The organism is Pseudomonas sp. 7SR1 (genome assembly GCF_900156465.1).
Lineage (GTDB): Bacteria > Pseudomonadota > Gammaproteobacteria > Pseudomonadales > Pseudomonadaceae > Aquipseudomonas.
The window spans coordinates 2,968,489-2,984,390 of sequence record NZ_LT707064.1; the positions used below are offsets into that span (position 1 = coordinate 2,968,489).

Consider the following 15,902-nt stretch of genomic DNA (forward strand, 5'->3'; position numbering starts at 1 on the left):
GTGCCCTGGTTTTAAGGGGAATTCAGCGAGGCCGGCGTACGAATACGGAGGCGATTCGAGGCCGGTTTCCTGACAGCGGCGATCCCTTTGTACACTGGCGGTATACGGCTTGGCAATCAAGCAGGGCGGGGGCAAGGTCGTTGGTGGATGGTTTGCGCTCGCGTTTGAGGATCTGCCTGTCAGTTGTCGGATGTGAGCATTTCCTAAAGCAGGGGGCTGGGTTATAAAAGACCTCTTAGAGGCAGGAGCGTCGAAATGGATTCGAAAGAGCAACAACTGATGGAATTGCTGGGGCTGACGGCACGCTCCCTGACGCACCTTACCGCCTCGATGACGTCCATGTCGTTCGAGTTGTTGCGCAGCGACGATGAAGTCATCAAGGCCGCCGGACGGCGCATGATCGATCGCATGGCCACTATCAGCGGAGGGCTCGACGAGCATTGGCGTCTGATCGGCGAGCTGACCGGCGTGCCGATGGCCCAGGAACAGGTGGAGACTGTCGAGGAGATCCAGCTGCTGGCGCCTCCTGTGGAGCAGCCCTGACGCCAACTTCATCGGCAAGCCTGATGCCCGGCAATTCACAGGACGAACGTCGCTGGCGCGGTGACGGTCCAGGCGCCATAGTTTTGTTCCCGCGGCCAAAAGTGCCCGCCACGAATAAAACAGAGACTGGCCATGACCAAGACTCTTCATCACCGTGCGTGCCATCTGTGTGAAGCCATCTGTGGCTTGACCCTGGAAACCACCGAAACCGAAGGCCAGGGCCTGGCGATCACCTCGATCAAGGGCGATTCGCTGGACAGCTTCAGCCGGGGGCATATCTGCCCCAAGGCAGTGGCCTTGCAGGATATCCAGAACGATCCGGACCGACTGCGCCAACCCATGCAGCGGGTGGGCAGTCAATGGCAGCCCATTGCCTGGGAAGACGCCTTCGCGCTGGTAGCCGAACGCCTGGCGGACATCCAGGCGCGTCACGGCCAGAATGCGGTGGCGGTCTATCAGGGCAACCCCAGCGTGCACAACTACGGGCTGATGACCCACAGCAATTATTTCCTGGGTCTGCTCAAGACCCGCAGCCGTTTCTCTGCGACCTCCGTGGACCAGTTGCCCCATCACCTGACCAGCCACCTGATGTACGGTCATGGCCTGCTGCTGCCGATCCCGGACATCGATCACACCGACTTCATGCTGATCCTGGGCGGCAATCCTCTGGCATCCAATGGCAGCATCATGACCGTGCCAGACGTGGAAAAACGCCTCAAGGCGATCCAGGCCCGCGGCGGCAAAGTGGTGGTGGTCGATCCGCGTCGTAGCGAAACGGCCGCCATCGCGAGCCAGCACCTCTTCGTGCGCCCAGGCGGTGATGCCGCGCTGTTGTTCGGCATGCTCAATACCCTGTTCAGCGAAGGCCTGACCCGTGATAGTCATTTGCCGGTGGATGGGCTGCAAGAGGTGCGCCAGGCTGTGGCCGCCTTCACGGCCGAGGCCATGAGCCCGCTGTGTGCGGTGCCCGCAACGCAGATCCGTCAGTTGGCCCGAGACTTCGCCGCGGCCCCGTCGGCTGTCTGCTACGGGCGGATGGGCGTTTCGACCCAGGCATTCGGTACGCTGTGCCACTGGCTGATCCAGGTGATCAACCTGGTGACCGGTAACCTGGACCGAGTGGGGGGCGCCTTGTGCACCGAACCGGCGGTGGACCTGGTCGCCACCACTTCGGGTGGACATTTCAACCGCTGGCAAAGCCGTGTGTCCGGGCGTCCCGAGTATGCCGGGGAGTTGCCGGTATCGACCCTGGCCGAGGAAATGCTCACCGAGGGTGAAGGACAGATTCGCGCCCTGGTGACGGTGGCCGGCAACCCGGTGCTGTCGACGCCCAACGGGCGACAGCTGGAACAGGCGCTGGACGGTCTGGAGTTCATGGTCAGCGTGGACCTGTACATCAACGAAACCACCCGCTACGCCGACCTGATCCTGCCTTCGACGTCGGCGCTGGAAAATGACCACTATGACACCACGTTCAACCTGTTCGCGGTGCGCAATGTGACCCGTTTCAACCGGGCCATCCTGCCCAAGCCGGAAGGGGCGCTGCACGATTGGGAGATCTTTGTCGGCCTGGCCAAGGCCTTCGCCGCCAGGACCGGCAAGGAGCTCAAGCCCACCATGCCGCCCGCGCAGATGATCGATTTCGGTTTGCGGGCAGGGCCTTATGGAGATGCCTCGTCACACAAACTGTCCCTGGCGACCCTGTTCGACCATCCGCACGGCCTTGACCTCGGTGCGCTCAAGCCCAACCTGGCGTCGCGATTGAAAACCGAAAACCAGCGGATACAGGCTGCTCCCGCCGTGATCCTCGCCGATATCGGGCGGTTCGCCGCGATGCAGGCCCCTCAGCCAGACGAATTGCTGATGATCGGTCGTCGACACGTTCGCAGCAACAATTCCTGGATGCATAATTTCCATCGGCTGGTGAAAGGCAAGTCGCGTCATCACTTGCTGATGCATCCCGACGACCTGGCCAGTCGTGGGCTGGATGATGGGCAGCGAGTGAAGGTCAGCTCGCGGGTGGGTGTGATTGAAGTTGAAGTGCAGGGTTGCTCCGACATGATGAAAGGCGTTGTCAGCCTGCCCCATGGCTGGGGACACGCCCGGCCGGGGGTGCAGATGAGTATCGCCAGTGGGCAACCCGGCTCCAGTGCCAATGACCTGACCGATGAGTGCCAGCTCGATGAATTGTCCGGCAACGCGGCCCTCAACGGTGTGCCTGTGAAGGTGGCGGCTGCGTGAATTTGTCTCTGGCGTAGACCGAGCACCTTGCTCGGGTTTCCGTTACAATGCGCCACCGTGTCGACGACTTGAGTCGCGAAGTTTAAGCCGAGGTGCTCCATGGATATCATCGAAACCATCAAAGAACAGATTGCCAACAACACCGTGCTGCTCTACATGAAAGGCTCGCCGAATGCGCCACAGTGCGGTTTCTCGGCCAAGGCTGCTCAGGCCGTGATGGGATGTGGCGAGAAGTTTGCCTATGTCGACATCCTGCAGAACCCGGAAATCCGCGCCAACCTGCCCAAGTACGCCAACTGGCCAACCTTTCCACAACTGTGGGTTGCCGGTGAGCTGATCGGTGGCAGTGACATCATGGTTGAAATGGCTGCTGACGGTTCCCTGCAGAGCACCATCAAGGAAGCAGTCGCCAACGCGACCAAGAAGACCGAGGCCTGATCCAAGGGCGTCGGTTCACCGCACCGGTTGTGGTAAGCGCCAAACCTTGTGGGGCGAGCCTGCTCCCTCCAGGGTGGATGTCGGTACTGCCTGAAATCCCGGCAACAAAAAGCCCCGCCTCTCACAAGAGGGCGGGGCTTTTTGTTGGTTCGCGTTTGCCGGAGGTTATTCGTCGCCCATCTGCGATTGCAGGTAATTCTCCAGGCCCACTTTGTCGATCAGGCCCAGCTGGGTTTCCAGCCAGTCGATATGCTCTTCCTCGGACTCGAGAATGTCTTCAAGCAGTTCGCGGCTGCCGAAGTCGCCAACGCTTTCGCAGTGGGCGATGGCGGCCTTCAGGTCGGCATGCCCGGTGCGTTCGATACGCAGGTCGCATTCGAGCATTTCGCGGGTGTGTTCGCCGATGTGCAGCTTGCCCAGGTCCTGGACGTTGGGCAGGCCTTCAAGGAACAGGATGCGCTTGATCAGCTTGTCCGCGTGTTTCATCTCGTCGATGGACTCGTGGTACTCGTGCTTGCCCAGCTTGTTCAGGCCCCAATCTTCATACATGCGTGCGTGCAGGAAGTATTGATTGATTGCGACCAGCTCATTGGCAAGGATCTTGTTGAGATGCTGGATGACTGTAATGTCGCCTTTCATGGTGAGGCCTGCCTGTAAAATAGCTGTGTATGAGGCAGAGTTTGAGCCGCGCATTTCCGGGTGTCAAACCTAAGTTATTGAATAATAAATGAAAATTAATCGGAATAAGAATGTTTGTGTTCCGCGTCTGGAAGCTAAGCGTTTGATTTACAGGCATAAAAAAACCGGACATTGAGTCCGGTTCCTTGGAAAGCGGTGTTTACGCGGCGGTAAATTCTACAGGGTAGGGGATCGATGCCTGGGCCGTTTGTACTTTGGCGAGGGTTTCACGAACCACTTCCTTGGCCAGGCATGCGCATTTGCCGCATTGGCTGGCTACGCCGGTGGCCTGGCGGACTTCACGATAGCTGCAGCAACCTTCATAGATCGCTTCGCGGATTTGTCCGTCGGTGACGCCAGTGCAGAGGCAAACATACATAAGTAAGAACCGTCGCGGGTTGTGGCTTAAGTGAGACGGATCTTAATGTTAACGAGAATGATTGTCAAAGTGGTTTCTCGACGCTTCCAGGCCAGAGAGATGCCGGGCTGACGAACGGCTTTCCAAGACGGGCTGTCGATTTTTCGATATCACCAAAAACCGTTGAGAAGAGCTCAAATGGGCGGTGTATGATGGTCGGTCCTTGCGAAGCGGGTTCGTGTCACAGGGCTGTCGTCTGAGGGTGGCAGGCTGGCGCGGACCTGAGTTTTTCACGTTACTACACCAGGAGATATTCAATGAGCGTACTCGTAGGCAAGCAAGCCCCTGACTTCACTGTTCCTGCCGTTCTCGGCAATGGCGAGATCGTCGACAGCTTCACCCTGTCGTCGGCCATCAAAGGCAAATACGGCCTGGTGTTCTTCTACCCGCTGGACTTCACCTTCGTCTGCCCATCCGAGCTGATCGCCCTGGACCACCGCATGGACGACTTCAAGGCTCGCAACGTGGAAGTGATCGCTGTTTCCATCGACTCGCACTTCACTCACAACGCATGGCGTAACACGCCAATCAACGGCGGCGGCATCGGCCCGGTGAAATACACCATGGCTGCCGACATGAAGCACGAAATCGCCAAGGCCTATGATGTCGAGTCCGAAGGCGGCGTGGCTTTCCGTGGCGCGTTCCTGATCGACGACAAAGGCGTGGTCCGTTCGCAGATCGTCAACGACCTGCCGCTGGGTCGTAACATGGAAGAGCTGATCCGTCTGGTCGACGCTCTGCAATTCCACGAAGAGCACGGCGAAGTCTGCCCGGCCAACTGGAAAAAAGGCGACAAAGGCATGACCGCTTCCCCGGAAGGTGTTGCTGCCTACCTGGGCGAGCACGGCGACAAGCTGTAAGCGAATCAGGCATAAAAAAACCGGCCCTTGGTGGCCGGTTTTTTTATGGGTATTTCAAGCCGGATCATCGGCTGAAACACAGAGCTGGGTTGACTCTACTCTCTAGTCGTCGAAATCCTGCCAGCCGCCCAGCTCTTTCCACCGGTTGACGATGCCGCAGAACAGCTCGGCGGTCTTCTCGGTGTCGTAGCGGGCCGAGTGCGCCTCACGACCATCGAAATCGATGTCGGCCGCCTGACAGGCCTTGGCCAGGACGGTCTGGCCGTATGCCAGGCCCGCCAGGGTTGCAGTGTCGAAGCTGGAAAACGGGTGGAACGGATTGCGCTTCATGTCCAGGCGGGCAACGGCTGCGTTGAGGAAACCCAGGTCGAAGCTGCTGTTATGACCCACCAGGATCGCGCGCTTGCAACCATTGGCCTTGAGCGCCTTGCGGACGCCACGGAAGATGTCGGTCAGGGCTGTCTCTTCGCTTACCGCCATGCGCAACGGATGGTCGAGCTTGATCCCGGTGAACTCCAGGGCCGCCGCTTCGATGTTGGCGCCTTCGAACGGTTCGACGCGGAAGAAATAGGTGTGGTCAGGGAAAACGAACCCTTTTTCGTCCATGCCGATGGTGGTCGCGGCGATTTCCAGCAGCGCATCGGTGGCGGAGTTGAAACCGCCGGTCTCTACGTCAACGACGACAGGCAGATAGCCCCGGAACCGTGCAGCCATGGGGTGACGGATGCCGCCCGAACCACCGTTGCCGTCCAGTTCGTCGTCGAAATGCTCTTCACTCACGGTGTTTCCTCCAGCAGGCGCCAGCGCAGTTTTTCACCGGCGCGCAGCGGGATGACAGTCTGCTCGCCGAAGGGCAGGCTGGCAGGGGCGGTCCACTCGTCGCGGACCAGCGTAATACGATCGGTGTTCACCGGCAGGCCATAGAACCGAGGGCCGTGGAGGCTGGCGAAGCTTTCGAGCCTGTCCAGCGCATTACGCTGTTCGAACGCCTCGGCATACATTTCGATGGCGGCGTAGGCGGTGTAGCAGCCGGCGCAACCGCAAGCGGCTTCCTTGGCGTGACGGGCGTGGGGCGCCGAATCCGTGCCGAGGAAAAACTTGGCGCTGCCACTGGTGGCGGCGTCGAGCAAGGCCTCCTGGTGGGTGTTGCGCTTGAGGATCGGCAGGCAATAGAAATGCGGCCGGATCCCGCCTACCAGCATGTGGTTGCGGTTGTACAACAGGTGATGCGCCGTGATGGTGGCGCCGACGTTGGCCGGCGCTTCCTTGACGAATTGCACGGCATCGGCGGTGGTAATGTGCTCGAACACCACCTTGAGAGTCGGGAAGCGCTCCACGACGCGGCGCATATGCTCGTCGATGAAGATTTTCTCGCGATCGAACACGTCGACATCACCGCGGGTGACCTCTCCGTGGATCAGCAACGGCATCCCGACTTCGGCCATGGCCTCCAGCACCGGGAAGATCCTGTCGATGCTGGTGACGCCGGAATCCGAGTTCGTCGTGGCGCCAGCCGGGTACAACTTGGCGGCATGGACGAAGCCGCTGGCCTTGGCGTCGCGGATTTCCTCGGGCTGGGTACGGTCGGTGAGGTAAAGCACCATCAGCGGTTCGAAGCGGCTGCCGGCCGGCCGCGCGGCCAGGATGCGCTGGCGATAACCATCGGCCTCGGCGGCGTTGCGTACAGGCGGAACCAGGTTGGGCATGATGATTGCGCGCCCGAAGGTACGCGCCACATCGGCGACGGTATGGGTCAACACAGCACCATCGCGAAGATGAATATGCCAGTCGTCGGGACGCAGCAGGGTCAGGCGGTCGGACATTGAGGGGCTTCCAGGCGGGTCAAACTCTGGGGAATGCTACCGGAAAAGACTGTTGCAGGCATCCGCTATCAAGTTTTGCCGCAAGTTACCGATAGCCCCTTCAGGTATGTCCGTGATCCGGGACAATGCCCCGGACCGGCGTCACGCCTCGGCGTGTATCGATTTTTGTATAAAGCCAGTGGAGCCTCCCGTGCGCCAGCGTTATCTAGCCTTGCTCAGTGTGTTTGCCAGCCTTCCCGCCATGGCGCTCACTTTCCAGACCCGTCTGGAGAGCATTGAGTGGACGGTCGAAGGCGACAAGTTCGAGTGTCGGCTGAGCCAGCCGATCACCGATTTCGGCAGTGGCGAGTTCGTGCGACGCGCGGGTGAGCAGGCGACGTTCCGGCTCAAGGCCTATAACCCGATGCTCGGCGGTGGCTCCGCGACCTTGCTGGCCGCCGCGGCGCCGTGGCAGCCGGGACGAGGCGATATCAACCTGGGTTCGGTCAGGCTCGGCAGTGGCGATGTGCTGTTCAACAGCTCCCAGGTCCAGGCGGGCCGTTTGATCAGCGGGTTGATGGAGGGGCGCAGCCCGGTGGTGCGACGCAATACCGAGGATGGCCGGGTCTCGGAGGTGCGACTGCTGCCCGTGCGCTTCAGCAAGGCCTTCAACGACTATCAAGGCTGCGTGGCGAAGCTGCTGCCCAAGAACTTCGAACAGATCAAGCAGACCCAGATTGCCTTCCCTGGGGAAGGGATCGAACTCGACGCGCGGGCCAAGGCCCAGTTGCAAGTGATGCTCGACTTCATCAAGGCTGACCCGAGCGTCAATCACGTCGAGCTGGATGGCCATTCCGATAACAGCGGCAACCGTTTGACCAACCGTGAACTGTCCCGTCGCCGGGCATTGGCGGTCATGGACTTCTTCAAGGCCAATGGTTTCCAGGAGTCGCAGATCACCTTGCGTTTCCATGGCGAGCGTTATCCCCTGGTGGCGAACACCAACGCGGCCAACCGGGCCAGGAACCGTCGGGTGGTGGTGCAGTTGTCGCGTGTCGAGCCCACCGAAGCACCGGCACCGGCACCGCAACCGGCAACCCCGCCGTCACCACCCGCCGCGGCTCCGGCCAGGGCGCCTGCGCCCGCTCCGGCACCTGCCTCGGCTCCAGGCAAGCCTGTGGCGACCACGGCGGCGCGGACATCCTGAAGGGCTGATCGTCGCGCGCTCGACATAATCTGTCGCTTCGTCGTCATAAGCTGTCGCGCCTCTGTAAATTATCCGCGCCGGACGTTAGACTTCACGGCTTTCCGTACAACCCGTGGAGTGATGGCATGGCGGACGTAAACAAGGTCGTTCTGGCGTATTCCGGCGGCCTGGACACTTCGGTGATCCTCAAGTGGCTGCAGGACACTTATAACTGCGAAGTGGTGACCTTCACCGCTGACCTGGGGCAGGGCGAAGAAGTCGAACCTGCACGCGCCAAGGCTCAGGCCATGGGCGTCAAAGAGATCTACATCGATGACCTGCGCGAAGAGTTTGTCCGCGACTTCGTGTTCCCGATGTTCCGCGCCAATACCGTCTACGAAGGCGAGTACCTGCTGGGTACCTCCATTGCTCGTCCGCTGATTGCCAAGCGCCTGATCGAAATCGCCAACGAAACCGGTGCCGACGCCATTTCCCACGGCGCCACCGGCAAAGGCAACGACCAGGTACGTTTCGAACTGGGTGCCTATGCCCTCAAGCCTGGCGTGAAAGTCATCGCCCCATGGCGCGAGTGGGACTTGCTGTCCCGTGAAAAACTGATGGACTACGCCGAGAAGCACGGGATTCCGATCGAGCGCCACGGCAAGAAGAAATCCCCGTATTCGATGGATGCCAACCTGCTGCACATCTCCTATGAGGGCGGCGTGCTGGAAGACACCTGGACCGAACACGAAGAAGACATGTGGCGCTGGACCGTTTCCCCGGAAAAGGCTCCCGATACCCCGCAGTATCTGGAACTGACCTATCGCAACGGTGACATCGTCGCGCTGGACGGCGTGGAAATGAGCCCGGCCACTGTGCTGGCGACCTTGAACCGTATCGGTGGCGCACACGGCATCGGTCGTCTCGATATCGTCGAGAACCGCTACGTGGGCATGAAGTCCCGTGGTTGCTACGAAACCCCGGGCGGCACCATCATGCTGCGTGCTCACCGGGCGATCGAATCGATTACCCTGGACCGCGAAGTGGCTCATCTTAAGGACGAGCTGATGGCCAAGTATGCCAGCCTGATCTACACCGGCTACTGGTGGAGCCCGGAGCGTCTGATGCTGCAGCAGATGATCGACGCTTCCCAGGTCAACGTGAACGGTGTCGTACGCTTGAAGCTGTACAAGGGCAATGTGATCGTCACCGGGCGCAAGTCTGACGACTCGCTGTTCGATGCCAATATCGCGACGTTCGAAGAAGACGGTGGTGCCTACAACCAGGCCGACGCGGCCGGCTTCATCAAGCTCAACGCCCTGCGCATGCGCATTGCGGCGAACAAGGGTCGCAAGCTGTTCTGATCCCGATCAAAAAAAGAGGCCTGCCATGTGCAGGCCTTTTTTTTGCCCATATCTTGCTGGTTGCTCGCGTTCTCGTCGCGGTACGGTCCTCGTGTCGCTTACCCATCCGGCCCATCCAGGGGGACCTGCGCCTCATCGCGGCTGTAAATGATATACACGGTGATTTCACCGGGCCTTGCGGCCCGCTTGGGACCTTTGGATCGAGTGACCTCGCACAGAGGCTCCGGGAGTCCGGACACGAAAAGGACCCCTCGTCGTGGAGCGGGCCCTTCCCTATGCAGATGTATCAGCCAACCCCTGACCTTGCGAGGGCGATGCAATACGCGTTTATGTCTACGGGTTGCGTCATCCATGGTCTTGACGAAGTGCTTGTTCTTGCGAAAGTCCGAGGGAGAGTACAACGAGCGATAGTTGAAGTTGAGCGTCACGAAGAAGAGCAATAGTAGATAGAAGGGGAAGCTGATCAGGAACCACAGGTAATACTCTCGATCCTGGTCATCCAGGAACGGCAATGAAATGGCCGCGGAGGTTTCGGATAAAGTCGCAAATATGGCAATCAGGGTCATCGGGTTGGTTATTGTCTTCAGAGGTTTGTTCATGGTGGATGCTCATATGTTGTTCGGGCTCGATAATGAATGTTGAGTGAAGTTTTATTGGGTTTGAAGTTCATGTGGGAGTGACTGGAAGACCTGTGTCTGATGTATTTTCTGGATTAACTTTGGCTGGTCTTCTTATATAAATCCAGGCGTCTTGATGCGCAATGCGCGCTGTTTTATTGGCAAATAATTCAGTTACTTTTTATGAGCGGAAGGCTTCAATTCCTGTGTGGCGACGTGCTTTTAACAAGTAAAAGCCGTGCTGTTCATGGGGTTGCTACGCTGTCAGAAAAGCGTTCTGCTCTTGCTGGACAAATTCATGGCACATTATTTCCAGGCTAATTTGTAGGAATTTTCTGTATTGCTTGTAGGTTGCGTCTTTCGGTGTGAGCGGTCAGGGGGGGCAGCATGCCAAGGTAGAAATGACTAGGCTATTGTGCGTGCTCTAAAAATTCGAACAGCGAAGTTGGATTTGCCCATGAATAAAGTGCTGATCGTGGATGATCATCCCGTCATTCGTCTTGCTGTACGTTTGCTGATGGAGCGTCATGGATATGAAGTTGTTGCCGAAACGGATAATGGCGTCGATGCGTTACAACTTGCCCGGGAACTGTCACCGGATATCGTTATCCTGGATATCGGTATTCCGAAACTGGATGGGTTGGAGGTTATCGCGCGACTGACCTCCAACCCATCGCCATTGAAAGTGCTGGTATTGACCTCCCAATCGCCGGGGCATTTTTCCATGCGTTGCATGCAGACGGGCGCCGCCGGTTACGTGTGCAAGCAACAGGACCTTACCGAATTATTGAGTGCGATAAAGGCGGTATTGTCCGGCTACAGTTATTTTCCCAACCAGGCATTGCATACGGTTCGCTCGAGTCTTGGCAATGCCAGCGAGTCGGACATGGTGGACCGCCTGTCAGGACGGGAAATGATGGTGCTGCAGCAACTGGCGCGTGGAAAAACCAATAAGGAAATTGCAGATGGAATGTTCTTGAGCAACAAGACCGTCAGTACCTACAAGACCCGGTTGTTGCTCAAGCTCAATGCCCGTTCGCTGGTCGATCTGATCGAGCTGGCGCAACGTAACGGGTTGGTGTGAGGCAGGCGGTGACGCGTACTCAGTAAAAAGCCTCCATCAGGGAGGCTTTTACGTGTCAGAGGTCAAAGTCGTAATCGGCCAATTGCTTCTGCAAGCGACGCTCTTCCAGCAGGTTATCGATGGTGCGCCGTTTGCTCAGGTTGGTCTTGGGCACTTCCACCACCACCGGTTCGACGTCTTCGGCTTCAGCGGTGATGAAATCGTCTTCTACATCCAGTTGTTCTTTACCAGTACTCATGGGTTCGACTCCAGGCTAAGACTGCCTTTGGCGCTCCTTATATCGATAAACCACGAGCGGGTAAAAAAGATTTTTTCAATCGAAGGATCAATAAAAGCAATAGCGCTTCAATCGTCAGAGGTCTTGTGCTTGTACTCGCACAGGTCCTCGATCCTGCAGCTGCCACAGCGCGGCTTTCGGGCCAGGCAGACGTAGCGTCCATGGAGAATCAGCCAGTGATGGGAGTCGAGAAGGTACTCCTTGGGCACGAACTTCATCAGTTTCTTCTCGACCTCCACCACGTTTTTACCGGGGGCCAATCCGGTCCGGTTACTGACCCGGAAAATGTGGGTATCGACTGCCATGGTCAACTGGCGAAACGCCGTATTGAGCACCACGTTGGCAGTCTTGCGGCCGACGCCTGGCAGGGCTTCCAGCGCTTCTCGGGTCTGGGGCACGACACTGCCGTGACGCTCGATCAGCAGGCGGCAGGTTTCGATCACGTTCTTTGCCTTGCTGTTGTACAGCCCGATGGTCTTGATGTATTCGGACAACCCCTCGACGCCAAGGGCATAGATCGCTTCCGGAGTATTGGCCACCGGGAACAGCCGGGCAGTGGCCTTGTTCACGCCGACATCGGTGGATTGGGCCGACAGGATTACCGCGATCAACAGTTCGAACGGCGAGGAATAGGCCAGTTCAGTCTTGGGTTCCGGGTTGTCTTCATGAAAGCGACGGAATATTTCCAGGCGTTTTGCGGCGTTCATGGGCGCGGCATTTCCTTGGGAGGTGATGGGGTTTTCGCAGGTTTCCAGGCCTGGCGGGCCGCTAGCAGCAAGCCGAGCAAAAGGAACCCGCCCGGGGTCAGTTGGGCCAGAGGCGTGCCGTGGCCGATCAGTTCGCGCAGGGCTCCCAGGCCGACCATCGACAGGCCGAACAGTCCTGCCAGCTGGGCGTGACCAGGCCAGCGTGATTCGACGAAGACGCGATCATGTTCCAGTACCACGCAGCTCAGGGCGATCCAGCCCATGTACAGGCTTGACGGTCGATATGATTCTGGCGCCCAGGCCTGTGCGACCAGGCTGGCACAAGCGGCCAGGGCCGCAGCCAGTATCAGGGAGGCCAGGTGTCGTTGATGGATCGTCAGGCGAGGCCGCAAAAGCCCCATGGCCAAGCCGTGGCCAATGCTGATCAGCGTCCATGCCAGCCATAGGCCCAAGGCGTTGTTCAATGAATGGCTCGCACCGATCAGTGGGACGAGCAGCAGGCCACGGGACAATAACGATGAGTGGGTCATGGGCGCCCCCCTGTGGTCAAGGAAACCTTGTGCTCGTCGAAGTAGCGCAAGGTGTCGTGCACGGCCTGGAGGACTGCCCGGGACGTCACCGTTGCGCCCGCCAATTGATCGAACTGCCCTTGTTCTTTTTTCAGCATCCAGTCCCTGTCGGTGCTGGTCTGGAGCGATTTGCCACTGAAAGCCCGCAGCCAGGCATTGGGCCAATCGGCAATCGTCGCGCCCAGGCCGGGTGTTTCGGACTGTCGCAGGGTTTTCACGCCCAGCAGCCGACCCAGCGGGTCGATGGCGATCAACAACTCGATGGTGCCTTCATAACCCAGGGCCTGAGTCCGTAGCAGGATGGCCGATGGCTGGCCGGAACGTGTCGCGAGATAGCCGCCCAGCAGGGTGCTGTGGGCCAGAGGCACGGGCTCCGTCACGATCGGCTGCGCCAATGGCTGGTTGTCGTACAGGTCGGCCGGCAGTACATCGAGCAGGGTTCTGTTGGCGTCGGCCTGTTGCCGGGCCTCGATGTGCTCGGCGGTGCCGATCTGCGTGAGATAGGCAGCCCCAACGCCCAGGCCGGTCAGCAGTATCAGGGTCGCAACACCGCCAGGATTGCTCATGTCGCCTGCCGCCCTTGTCGTGCCTCGGCGAAACGGTCCAGCGCCGGCACGCCGAGATTCATCAGCAGTACCGCAAACGCCACGCCGTCGGGGTAACCGCCCCAGGTGCGGATCAGATAGACCAGCAGCCCGACGCCTGCGCCGAACAGCAGGCGCGCAAGCGGAGCCTTGGCGCCCGAGACGGGTTCGGTCACGATAAAAAACGCACCCAGCAGAGTTGCGCCGGTGAGCAGGTGGAACAGCGGCGAGCCATGGGAATCCGAGCCCGAACCGTTCCAGCACAACAGGCTGACGATGAACAGGCTGGCCAGCATGCCTACCGGTGCATGCCAGCTGAACACACGTTGTTGCAGCAGAAACAGGCCGCCCGCCAGGAAGGCCAGGTTGACCCATTCGATACCTTTGCCACCGAAGCGTCCGAAGGCCGGATGGCTGGCGAACAGTTCGTCGATGGTCAGGGTGGTGTTGATACGCAGGCTGTCCAACGCTGTCGCACCGGCCCAGGCATCGGCTGGTGGATGAAGGCCGAAGACCTGTTGCAGGCCTTCGAGCAAATCAACGCTGTGGGGAGCCGGCCATTGGCTCATGTGGGAAGGAAACGCCACCAGCACCAGGGCGTATCCAAGCATGGCCGGATTGAAAGGATTGTTGCCGACGCCCCCCCACAGGTGCTTGCCGAACAACAGGGCGCAGGCGGCTGCGGAAACGGTCAGCCACCAGGGGCAATACGCCGGCAGGGCCAACGCCAGCAGCGTGGCGCTGACCAGCGCGCTGCCATCGTCCAGTTCGGGTCTGAGGGGCCGATGTCGCAAGCGCAGGACCAGGGCCTCGACCGCCAGAGCGGTGAGCCCGGACAGCAGCAGGTTGAATGCGATACCCCAGCCATACACCCACATCAAGGCCAACACACCGGGCAGGGTCGCCAGCAGCACGCGTCTCATCGCCTGCCGCAGTGCACCCTGCGAGGCGTCAGGACCGGGCATGAGCGTCCACCTGGTATTCGGCGTCCTTCACCGCTTGCTCCAGCGCCCGCAGCTCCTGGTCCGGGACGGCGGCGGCCCGGCCCTTGCCGAGTTCGGCCCGACGCATCGCCAATTGAATCTTCGCCCGTTTCAGCTCGGCATCCTGCGCTGGTGCTGGTGCTGGTGCTGGCGTGGCGCGTGGTGCAGCGCTTTCCAACTGCGCCAGGGCCTGTTGCGCCGCTTCGAACTGGCGTTGCAGCTGGATCAGTTGCGACTGCTGTTCGAAAGTCGGTGGATGGCCGAACGCTTTCAAGGACTTATTCAGTTGCGCCCGGCTCATGGCCAGGTCGACCTTGGCCTTTTTCAGCGCTGCGTCGGCATTGGCGGCCTTTTGCGCGCGCACCCGCTCCAAGGCGGCCTGTACGGGATCAAGGGGCTGGCTCTGGGCTGGCTGGGTGCGGGCCAGGCGCTCGGCCTGGCGCTGCTCTTCGTCGCGCCGCAGACGCGCATTGCGCTGTTCGAAGCGCCGCCGTGCGTGATCGCGCTTGGCGGTTCGTGCCAGTCGTTCTTCTGCGCTGGCGGCCAGGTCACCGACCACGGGCACTGTCGAAGCCGGCAAGGGTTTCATTTCGATGCAGTCGACGGGGCAGGGCGCGACACAAAGGTCACAGCCGGTGCACAGCTCGACGATGACCGTATGCATCAGCTTGGGCGCACCGACAATCGCATCGACCGGGCAGGCCTGGATGCATTTGGTGCAGCCGATGCACTCGTTTTCGATGATGAAGGCGACCTGGGGCGGCGCCGAGCCCCGGCTGGTGTCCAGTTCCAGTACTGGCACCTTCATCAGGTCGGCCAGGGCCGCGATGGTTTCGCTTCCGCCGGGCGGGCATTTGTTGATCGGCTCGCCCGCGGCGATGCCTTCGGCGTAGGGCTTGCAACCCGGATGGCCGCACTTGCCACATTGGGTCTGTGGCAGCAGGGCGTCGATACGTTGAATCAGGTTCATGTCTTGACCAGCCCGCGCAATCCAAGAAATGCCACCGCCATCAGCCCGGCTCCAATCAGCTGGATCGGCAGGCCACGAAAGGGCTGGGGAATGTCATTGTCGACCGTGCGCCGGCGCAAATCATCGAACAGGCTCGACACCAGCCAGAAACCCAGCCCGGCGCCCAGGCTCAGGGCGATGGCGTGGACCAGTCCCTGGTCGGCCCGGCTGTTGAGCAGCGTGACCCCCAGTATGCCGGCATTGCCGAGCAGCAGCGGCCACAACCCCTCGAAAGACCATGCCGGTAGCCAAGTCGCCAGCAGACGCAGCAGTGGTCCGATCAGCAGCACGCTCAAGGGCAGCCAGGCAAACAGGCGCAACGATGTCAGGCTTGCCGGGACCAGCAGCCAGCGATCGACCAGGTAGCCCAGGGTGCCGACCACCAGCATCAGGCAGGCCGACGCCAGGCCCAGGGCATGCACCTGCCTCCTCCCGTCCACCGCCAGCATCGGATCGACGCCCAGCGGCCAATGCAGCACCAGGTTGCTGATCAGGGCGGTGCCCAGCAGTGTGAGGAAGACGTCTGACATGGCGTGTGGACA

Annotated in this window: 18 protein-coding genes and 1 pseudogene; 7 read left to right on the plus strand and 12 right to left on the minus strand. The window is 60.0% G+C overall.

From position 1 onward, the window contains the following. The first annotated feature begins 255 nt into the window (after nucleotides 1–255). The 3 genes from BW992_RS13420 to grxD all read left to right on the plus strand — a co-directional run bounded on the left by BW992_RS13420 (nucleotide 256) and on the right by grxD (nucleotide 3,222). Nucleotides 256–543 (plus strand): hypothetical protein, encoded by a 288-nt coding sequence (locus tag BW992_RS13420; RefSeq protein ID WP_072395037.1) that lies wholly within the window; start codon nucleotides 256–258, stop codon nucleotides 541–543. A 132-nt stretch (nucleotides 544–675) separates the two neighbouring features. Next, nucleotides 676–2,784, plus strand: coding sequence for a molybdopterin oxidoreductase family protein (locus BW992_RS13425; protein ID WP_072395035.1), 2,109 nt, complete (start codon nucleotides 676–678; stop codon nucleotides 2,782–2,784). A gap of 99 nt (nucleotides 2,785–2,883) precedes the next feature. Further along, nucleotides 2,884–3,222, plus strand: coding sequence for a Grx4 family monothiol glutaredoxin (grxD, locus tag BW992_RS13430; protein WP_072395033.1), 339 nt, complete (start codon nucleotides 2,884–2,886; stop codon nucleotides 3,220–3,222). A 165-nt stretch (nucleotides 3,223–3,387) separates the two neighbouring features. On the opposite strand, the gene bfr is transcribed toward grxD, so the two are convergent. Beyond that, a complete protein-coding gene (gene bfr, locus BW992_RS13435; RefSeq protein WP_072395031.1) occupies nucleotides 3,388–3,861 on the minus strand; it encodes a bacterioferritin in 474 nt (157 codons plus the stop codon). 199 nt (nucleotides 3,862–4,060) lie between these two features. Next, nucleotides 4,061–4,279, minus strand: coding sequence for a bacterioferritin-associated ferredoxin (locus BW992_RS13440; protein ID WP_003178704.1), 219 nt, complete (start codon nucleotides 4,277–4,279; stop codon nucleotides 4,061–4,063). A 296-nt stretch (nucleotides 4,280–4,575) separates the two neighbouring features. Here BW992_RS13440 and BW992_RS13445 point away from each other — a divergent pair, with 296 nt between their 5' ends. After that, nucleotides 4,576–5,178 carry a peroxiredoxin gene (locus BW992_RS13445; protein WP_072395029.1) on the plus strand — a complete coding sequence of 201 codons (603 nt, stop codon included), beginning with the start codon at nucleotides 4,576–4,578 and terminating at the stop codon, nucleotides 5,176–5,178. A gap of 102 nt (nucleotides 5,179–5,280) precedes the next feature. Here BW992_RS13445 and rnt read toward each other — a convergent pair whose 3' ends face one another. Beyond that, the gene (gene rnt / locus BW992_RS13450; protein ID WP_072395027.1) at nucleotides 5,281–5,958 is read right to left on the minus strand and encodes a ribonuclease T; all 678 of its coding nucleotides are present in this window, start codon (nucleotides 5,956–5,958) and stop codon (nucleotides 5,281–5,283) included. Continuing rightward, the gene (pyrC, locus tag BW992_RS13455; RefSeq protein ID WP_076406394.1) at nucleotides 5,955–7,001 is read right to left on the minus strand and encodes a dihydroorotase; all 1,047 of its coding nucleotides are present in this window, start codon (nucleotides 6,999–7,001) and stop codon (nucleotides 5,955–5,957) included. The genes rnt and pyrC overlap by 4 nt, the downstream gene beginning before the upstream one ends. Nucleotides 7,002–7,191: 190 nt before the next feature. On the opposite strand from pyrC, the gene BW992_RS13460 reads away from it, so the two are divergent. Then, nucleotides 7,192–8,187 (plus strand): flagellar protein MotY, encoded by a 996-nt coding sequence (locus tag BW992_RS13460; protein WP_072395022.1) that lies wholly within the window; start codon nucleotides 7,192–7,194, stop codon nucleotides 8,185–8,187. Nucleotides 8,188–8,312: 125 nt separating this feature from the next. Further along, nucleotides 8,313–9,530 (plus strand): argininosuccinate synthase, encoded by a 1,218-nt coding sequence (locus tag BW992_RS13465; RefSeq protein WP_072395020.1) that lies wholly within the window; start codon nucleotides 8,313–8,315, stop codon nucleotides 9,528–9,530. A gap of 323 nt (nucleotides 9,531–9,853) precedes the next feature. Here the strand turns inward: BW992_RS13465 and BW992_RS27070 are convergent. Further along, nucleotides 9,854–10,129 (minus strand): annotated as a pseudogene (locus BW992_RS27070) (hypothetical protein); the annotation flags it as partial. A gap of 475 nt (nucleotides 10,130–10,604) precedes the next feature. On the opposite strand from BW992_RS27070, the gene BW992_RS13475 reads away from it, so the two are divergent. Beyond that, complete coding sequence (locus BW992_RS13475; RefSeq protein ID WP_072395016.1) at nucleotides 10,605–11,231, plus strand: response regulator transcription factor; 627 nt, start codon at nucleotides 10,605–10,607, stop codon at nucleotides 11,229–11,231. Nucleotides 11,232–11,286: 55 nt separating this feature from the next. On the opposite strand, the gene BW992_RS13480 is transcribed toward BW992_RS13475, so the two are convergent. The 7 genes from BW992_RS13480 to BW992_RS13510 form a co-directional block, all read right to left on the minus strand. Continuing rightward, nucleotides 11,287–11,469 carry a PA3496 family putative envelope integrity protein gene (locus BW992_RS13480; protein WP_072395014.1) on the minus strand — a complete coding sequence of 61 codons (183 nt, stop codon included), beginning with the start codon at nucleotides 11,467–11,469 and terminating at the stop codon, nucleotides 11,287–11,289. A gap of 107 nt (nucleotides 11,470–11,576) precedes the next feature. Next, nucleotides 11,577–12,215 (minus strand): endonuclease III, encoded by a 639-nt coding sequence (gene nth / locus BW992_RS13485; RefSeq protein WP_072431862.1) that lies wholly within the window; start codon nucleotides 12,213–12,215, stop codon nucleotides 11,577–11,579. After that, the gene (locus BW992_RS13490) at nucleotides 12,212–12,745 is read right to left on the minus strand and encodes an Rnf-Nqr domain containing protein (protein WP_076406396.1); all 534 of its coding nucleotides are present in this window, start codon (nucleotides 12,743–12,745) and stop codon (nucleotides 12,212–12,214) included. Before BW992_RS13490 ends, nth begins: the two co-directional genes overlap by 4 nt. Continuing rightward, nucleotides 12,742–13,350, minus strand: coding sequence for an RnfABCDGE type electron transport complex subunit G (locus BW992_RS13495; protein ID WP_076406398.1), 609 nt, complete (start codon nucleotides 13,348–13,350; stop codon nucleotides 12,742–12,744). Before BW992_RS13495 ends, BW992_RS13490 begins: the two co-directional genes overlap by 4 nt. Further along, the gene (locus BW992_RS13500; RefSeq protein ID WP_072395004.1) at nucleotides 13,347–14,333 is read right to left on the minus strand and encodes an RnfABCDGE type electron transport complex subunit D; all 987 of its coding nucleotides are present in this window, start codon (nucleotides 14,331–14,333) and stop codon (nucleotides 13,347–13,349) included. The genes BW992_RS13495 and BW992_RS13500 overlap by 4 nt, the downstream gene beginning before the upstream one ends. Beyond that, nucleotides 14,320–15,321, minus strand: a complete 1,002-nt coding sequence (rsxB, locus tag BW992_RS13505; RefSeq protein ID WP_076406400.1) for an electron transport complex subunit RsxB — start codon at nucleotides 15,319–15,321, stop codon at nucleotides 14,320–14,322. Before rsxB ends, BW992_RS13500 begins: the two co-directional genes overlap by 14 nt. Next, nucleotides 15,318–15,890: an Rnf-Nqr domain containing protein gene (locus BW992_RS13510; protein WP_076406402.1), complete on the minus strand. Its 573-nt coding sequence runs from the start codon at nucleotides 15,888–15,890 to the stop codon at nucleotides 15,318–15,320. The genes rsxB and BW992_RS13510 overlap by 4 nt, the downstream gene beginning before the upstream one ends. Between the last annotated feature and the right edge of the window lie 12 nt (nucleotides 15,891–15,902).

Bases quoted from the DNA above. Each gene is read 5' to 3' on its own strand.
- BW992_RS13420 (WP_072395037.1), top strand. From the start codon at position 256: ATGGATTCGAAAGAGCAACAACTGATGGAATTGCTGGGGCTGACGGCA.
- BW992_RS13425 (WP_072395035.1), top strand. From the start codon at position 676: ATGACCAAGACTCTTCATCACCGTGCGTGCCATCTGTGTGAAGCCATC.
- grxD (WP_072395033.1), top strand. From the start codon at position 2,884: ATGGATATCATCGAAACCATCAAAGAACAGATTGCCAACAACACCGTG.
- bfr (WP_072395031.1), bottom strand. From the start codon at position 3,861: ATGAAAGGCGACATTACAGTCATCCAGCATCTCAACAAGATCCTTGCC.
- BW992_RS13440 (WP_003178704.1), bottom strand. From the start codon at position 4,279: ATGTATGTTTGCCTCTGCACTGGCGTCACCGACGGACAAATCCGCGAA.
- BW992_RS13445 (WP_072395029.1), top strand. From the start codon at position 4,576: ATGAGCGTACTCGTAGGCAAGCAAGCCCCTGACTTCACTGTTCCTGCC.
- pyrC (WP_076406394.1), bottom strand. From the start codon at position 7,001: ATGTCCGACCGCCTGACCCTGCTGCGTCCCGACGACTGGCATATTCAT.
- BW992_RS13465 (WP_072395020.1), top strand. From the start codon at position 8,313: ATGGCGGACGTAAACAAGGTCGTTCTGGCGTATTCCGGCGGCCTGGAC.
- BW992_RS13475 (WP_072395016.1), top strand. From the start codon at position 10,605: ATGAATAAAGTGCTGATCGTGGATGATCATCCCGTCATTCGTCTTGCT.
- BW992_RS13480 (WP_072395014.1), bottom strand. From the start codon at position 11,469: ATGAGTACTGGTAAAGAACAACTGGATGTAGAAGACGATTTCATCACC.
- nth (WP_072431862.1), bottom strand. From the start codon at position 12,215: ATGAACGCCGCAAAACGCCTGGAAATATTCCGTCGCTTTCATGAAGAC.
- BW992_RS13490 (WP_076406396.1), bottom strand. From the start codon at position 12,745: ATGACCCACTCATCGTTATTGTCCCGTGGCCTGCTGCTCGTCCCACTG.
- BW992_RS13495 (WP_076406398.1), bottom strand. From the start codon at position 13,350: ATGAGCAATCCTGGCGGTGTTGCGACCCTGATACTGCTGACCGGCCTG.
- BW992_RS13500 (WP_072395004.1), bottom strand. From the start codon at position 14,333: ATGCCCGGTCCTGACGCCTCGCAGGGTGCACTGCGGCAGGCGATGAGA.
- rsxB (WP_076406400.1), bottom strand. From the start codon at position 15,321: ATGAACCTGATTCAACGTATCGACGCCCTGCTGCCACAGACCCAATGT.
- BW992_RS13510 (WP_076406402.1), bottom strand. From the start codon at position 15,890: ATGTCAGACGTCTTCCTCACACTGCTGGGCACCGCCCTGATCAGCAAC.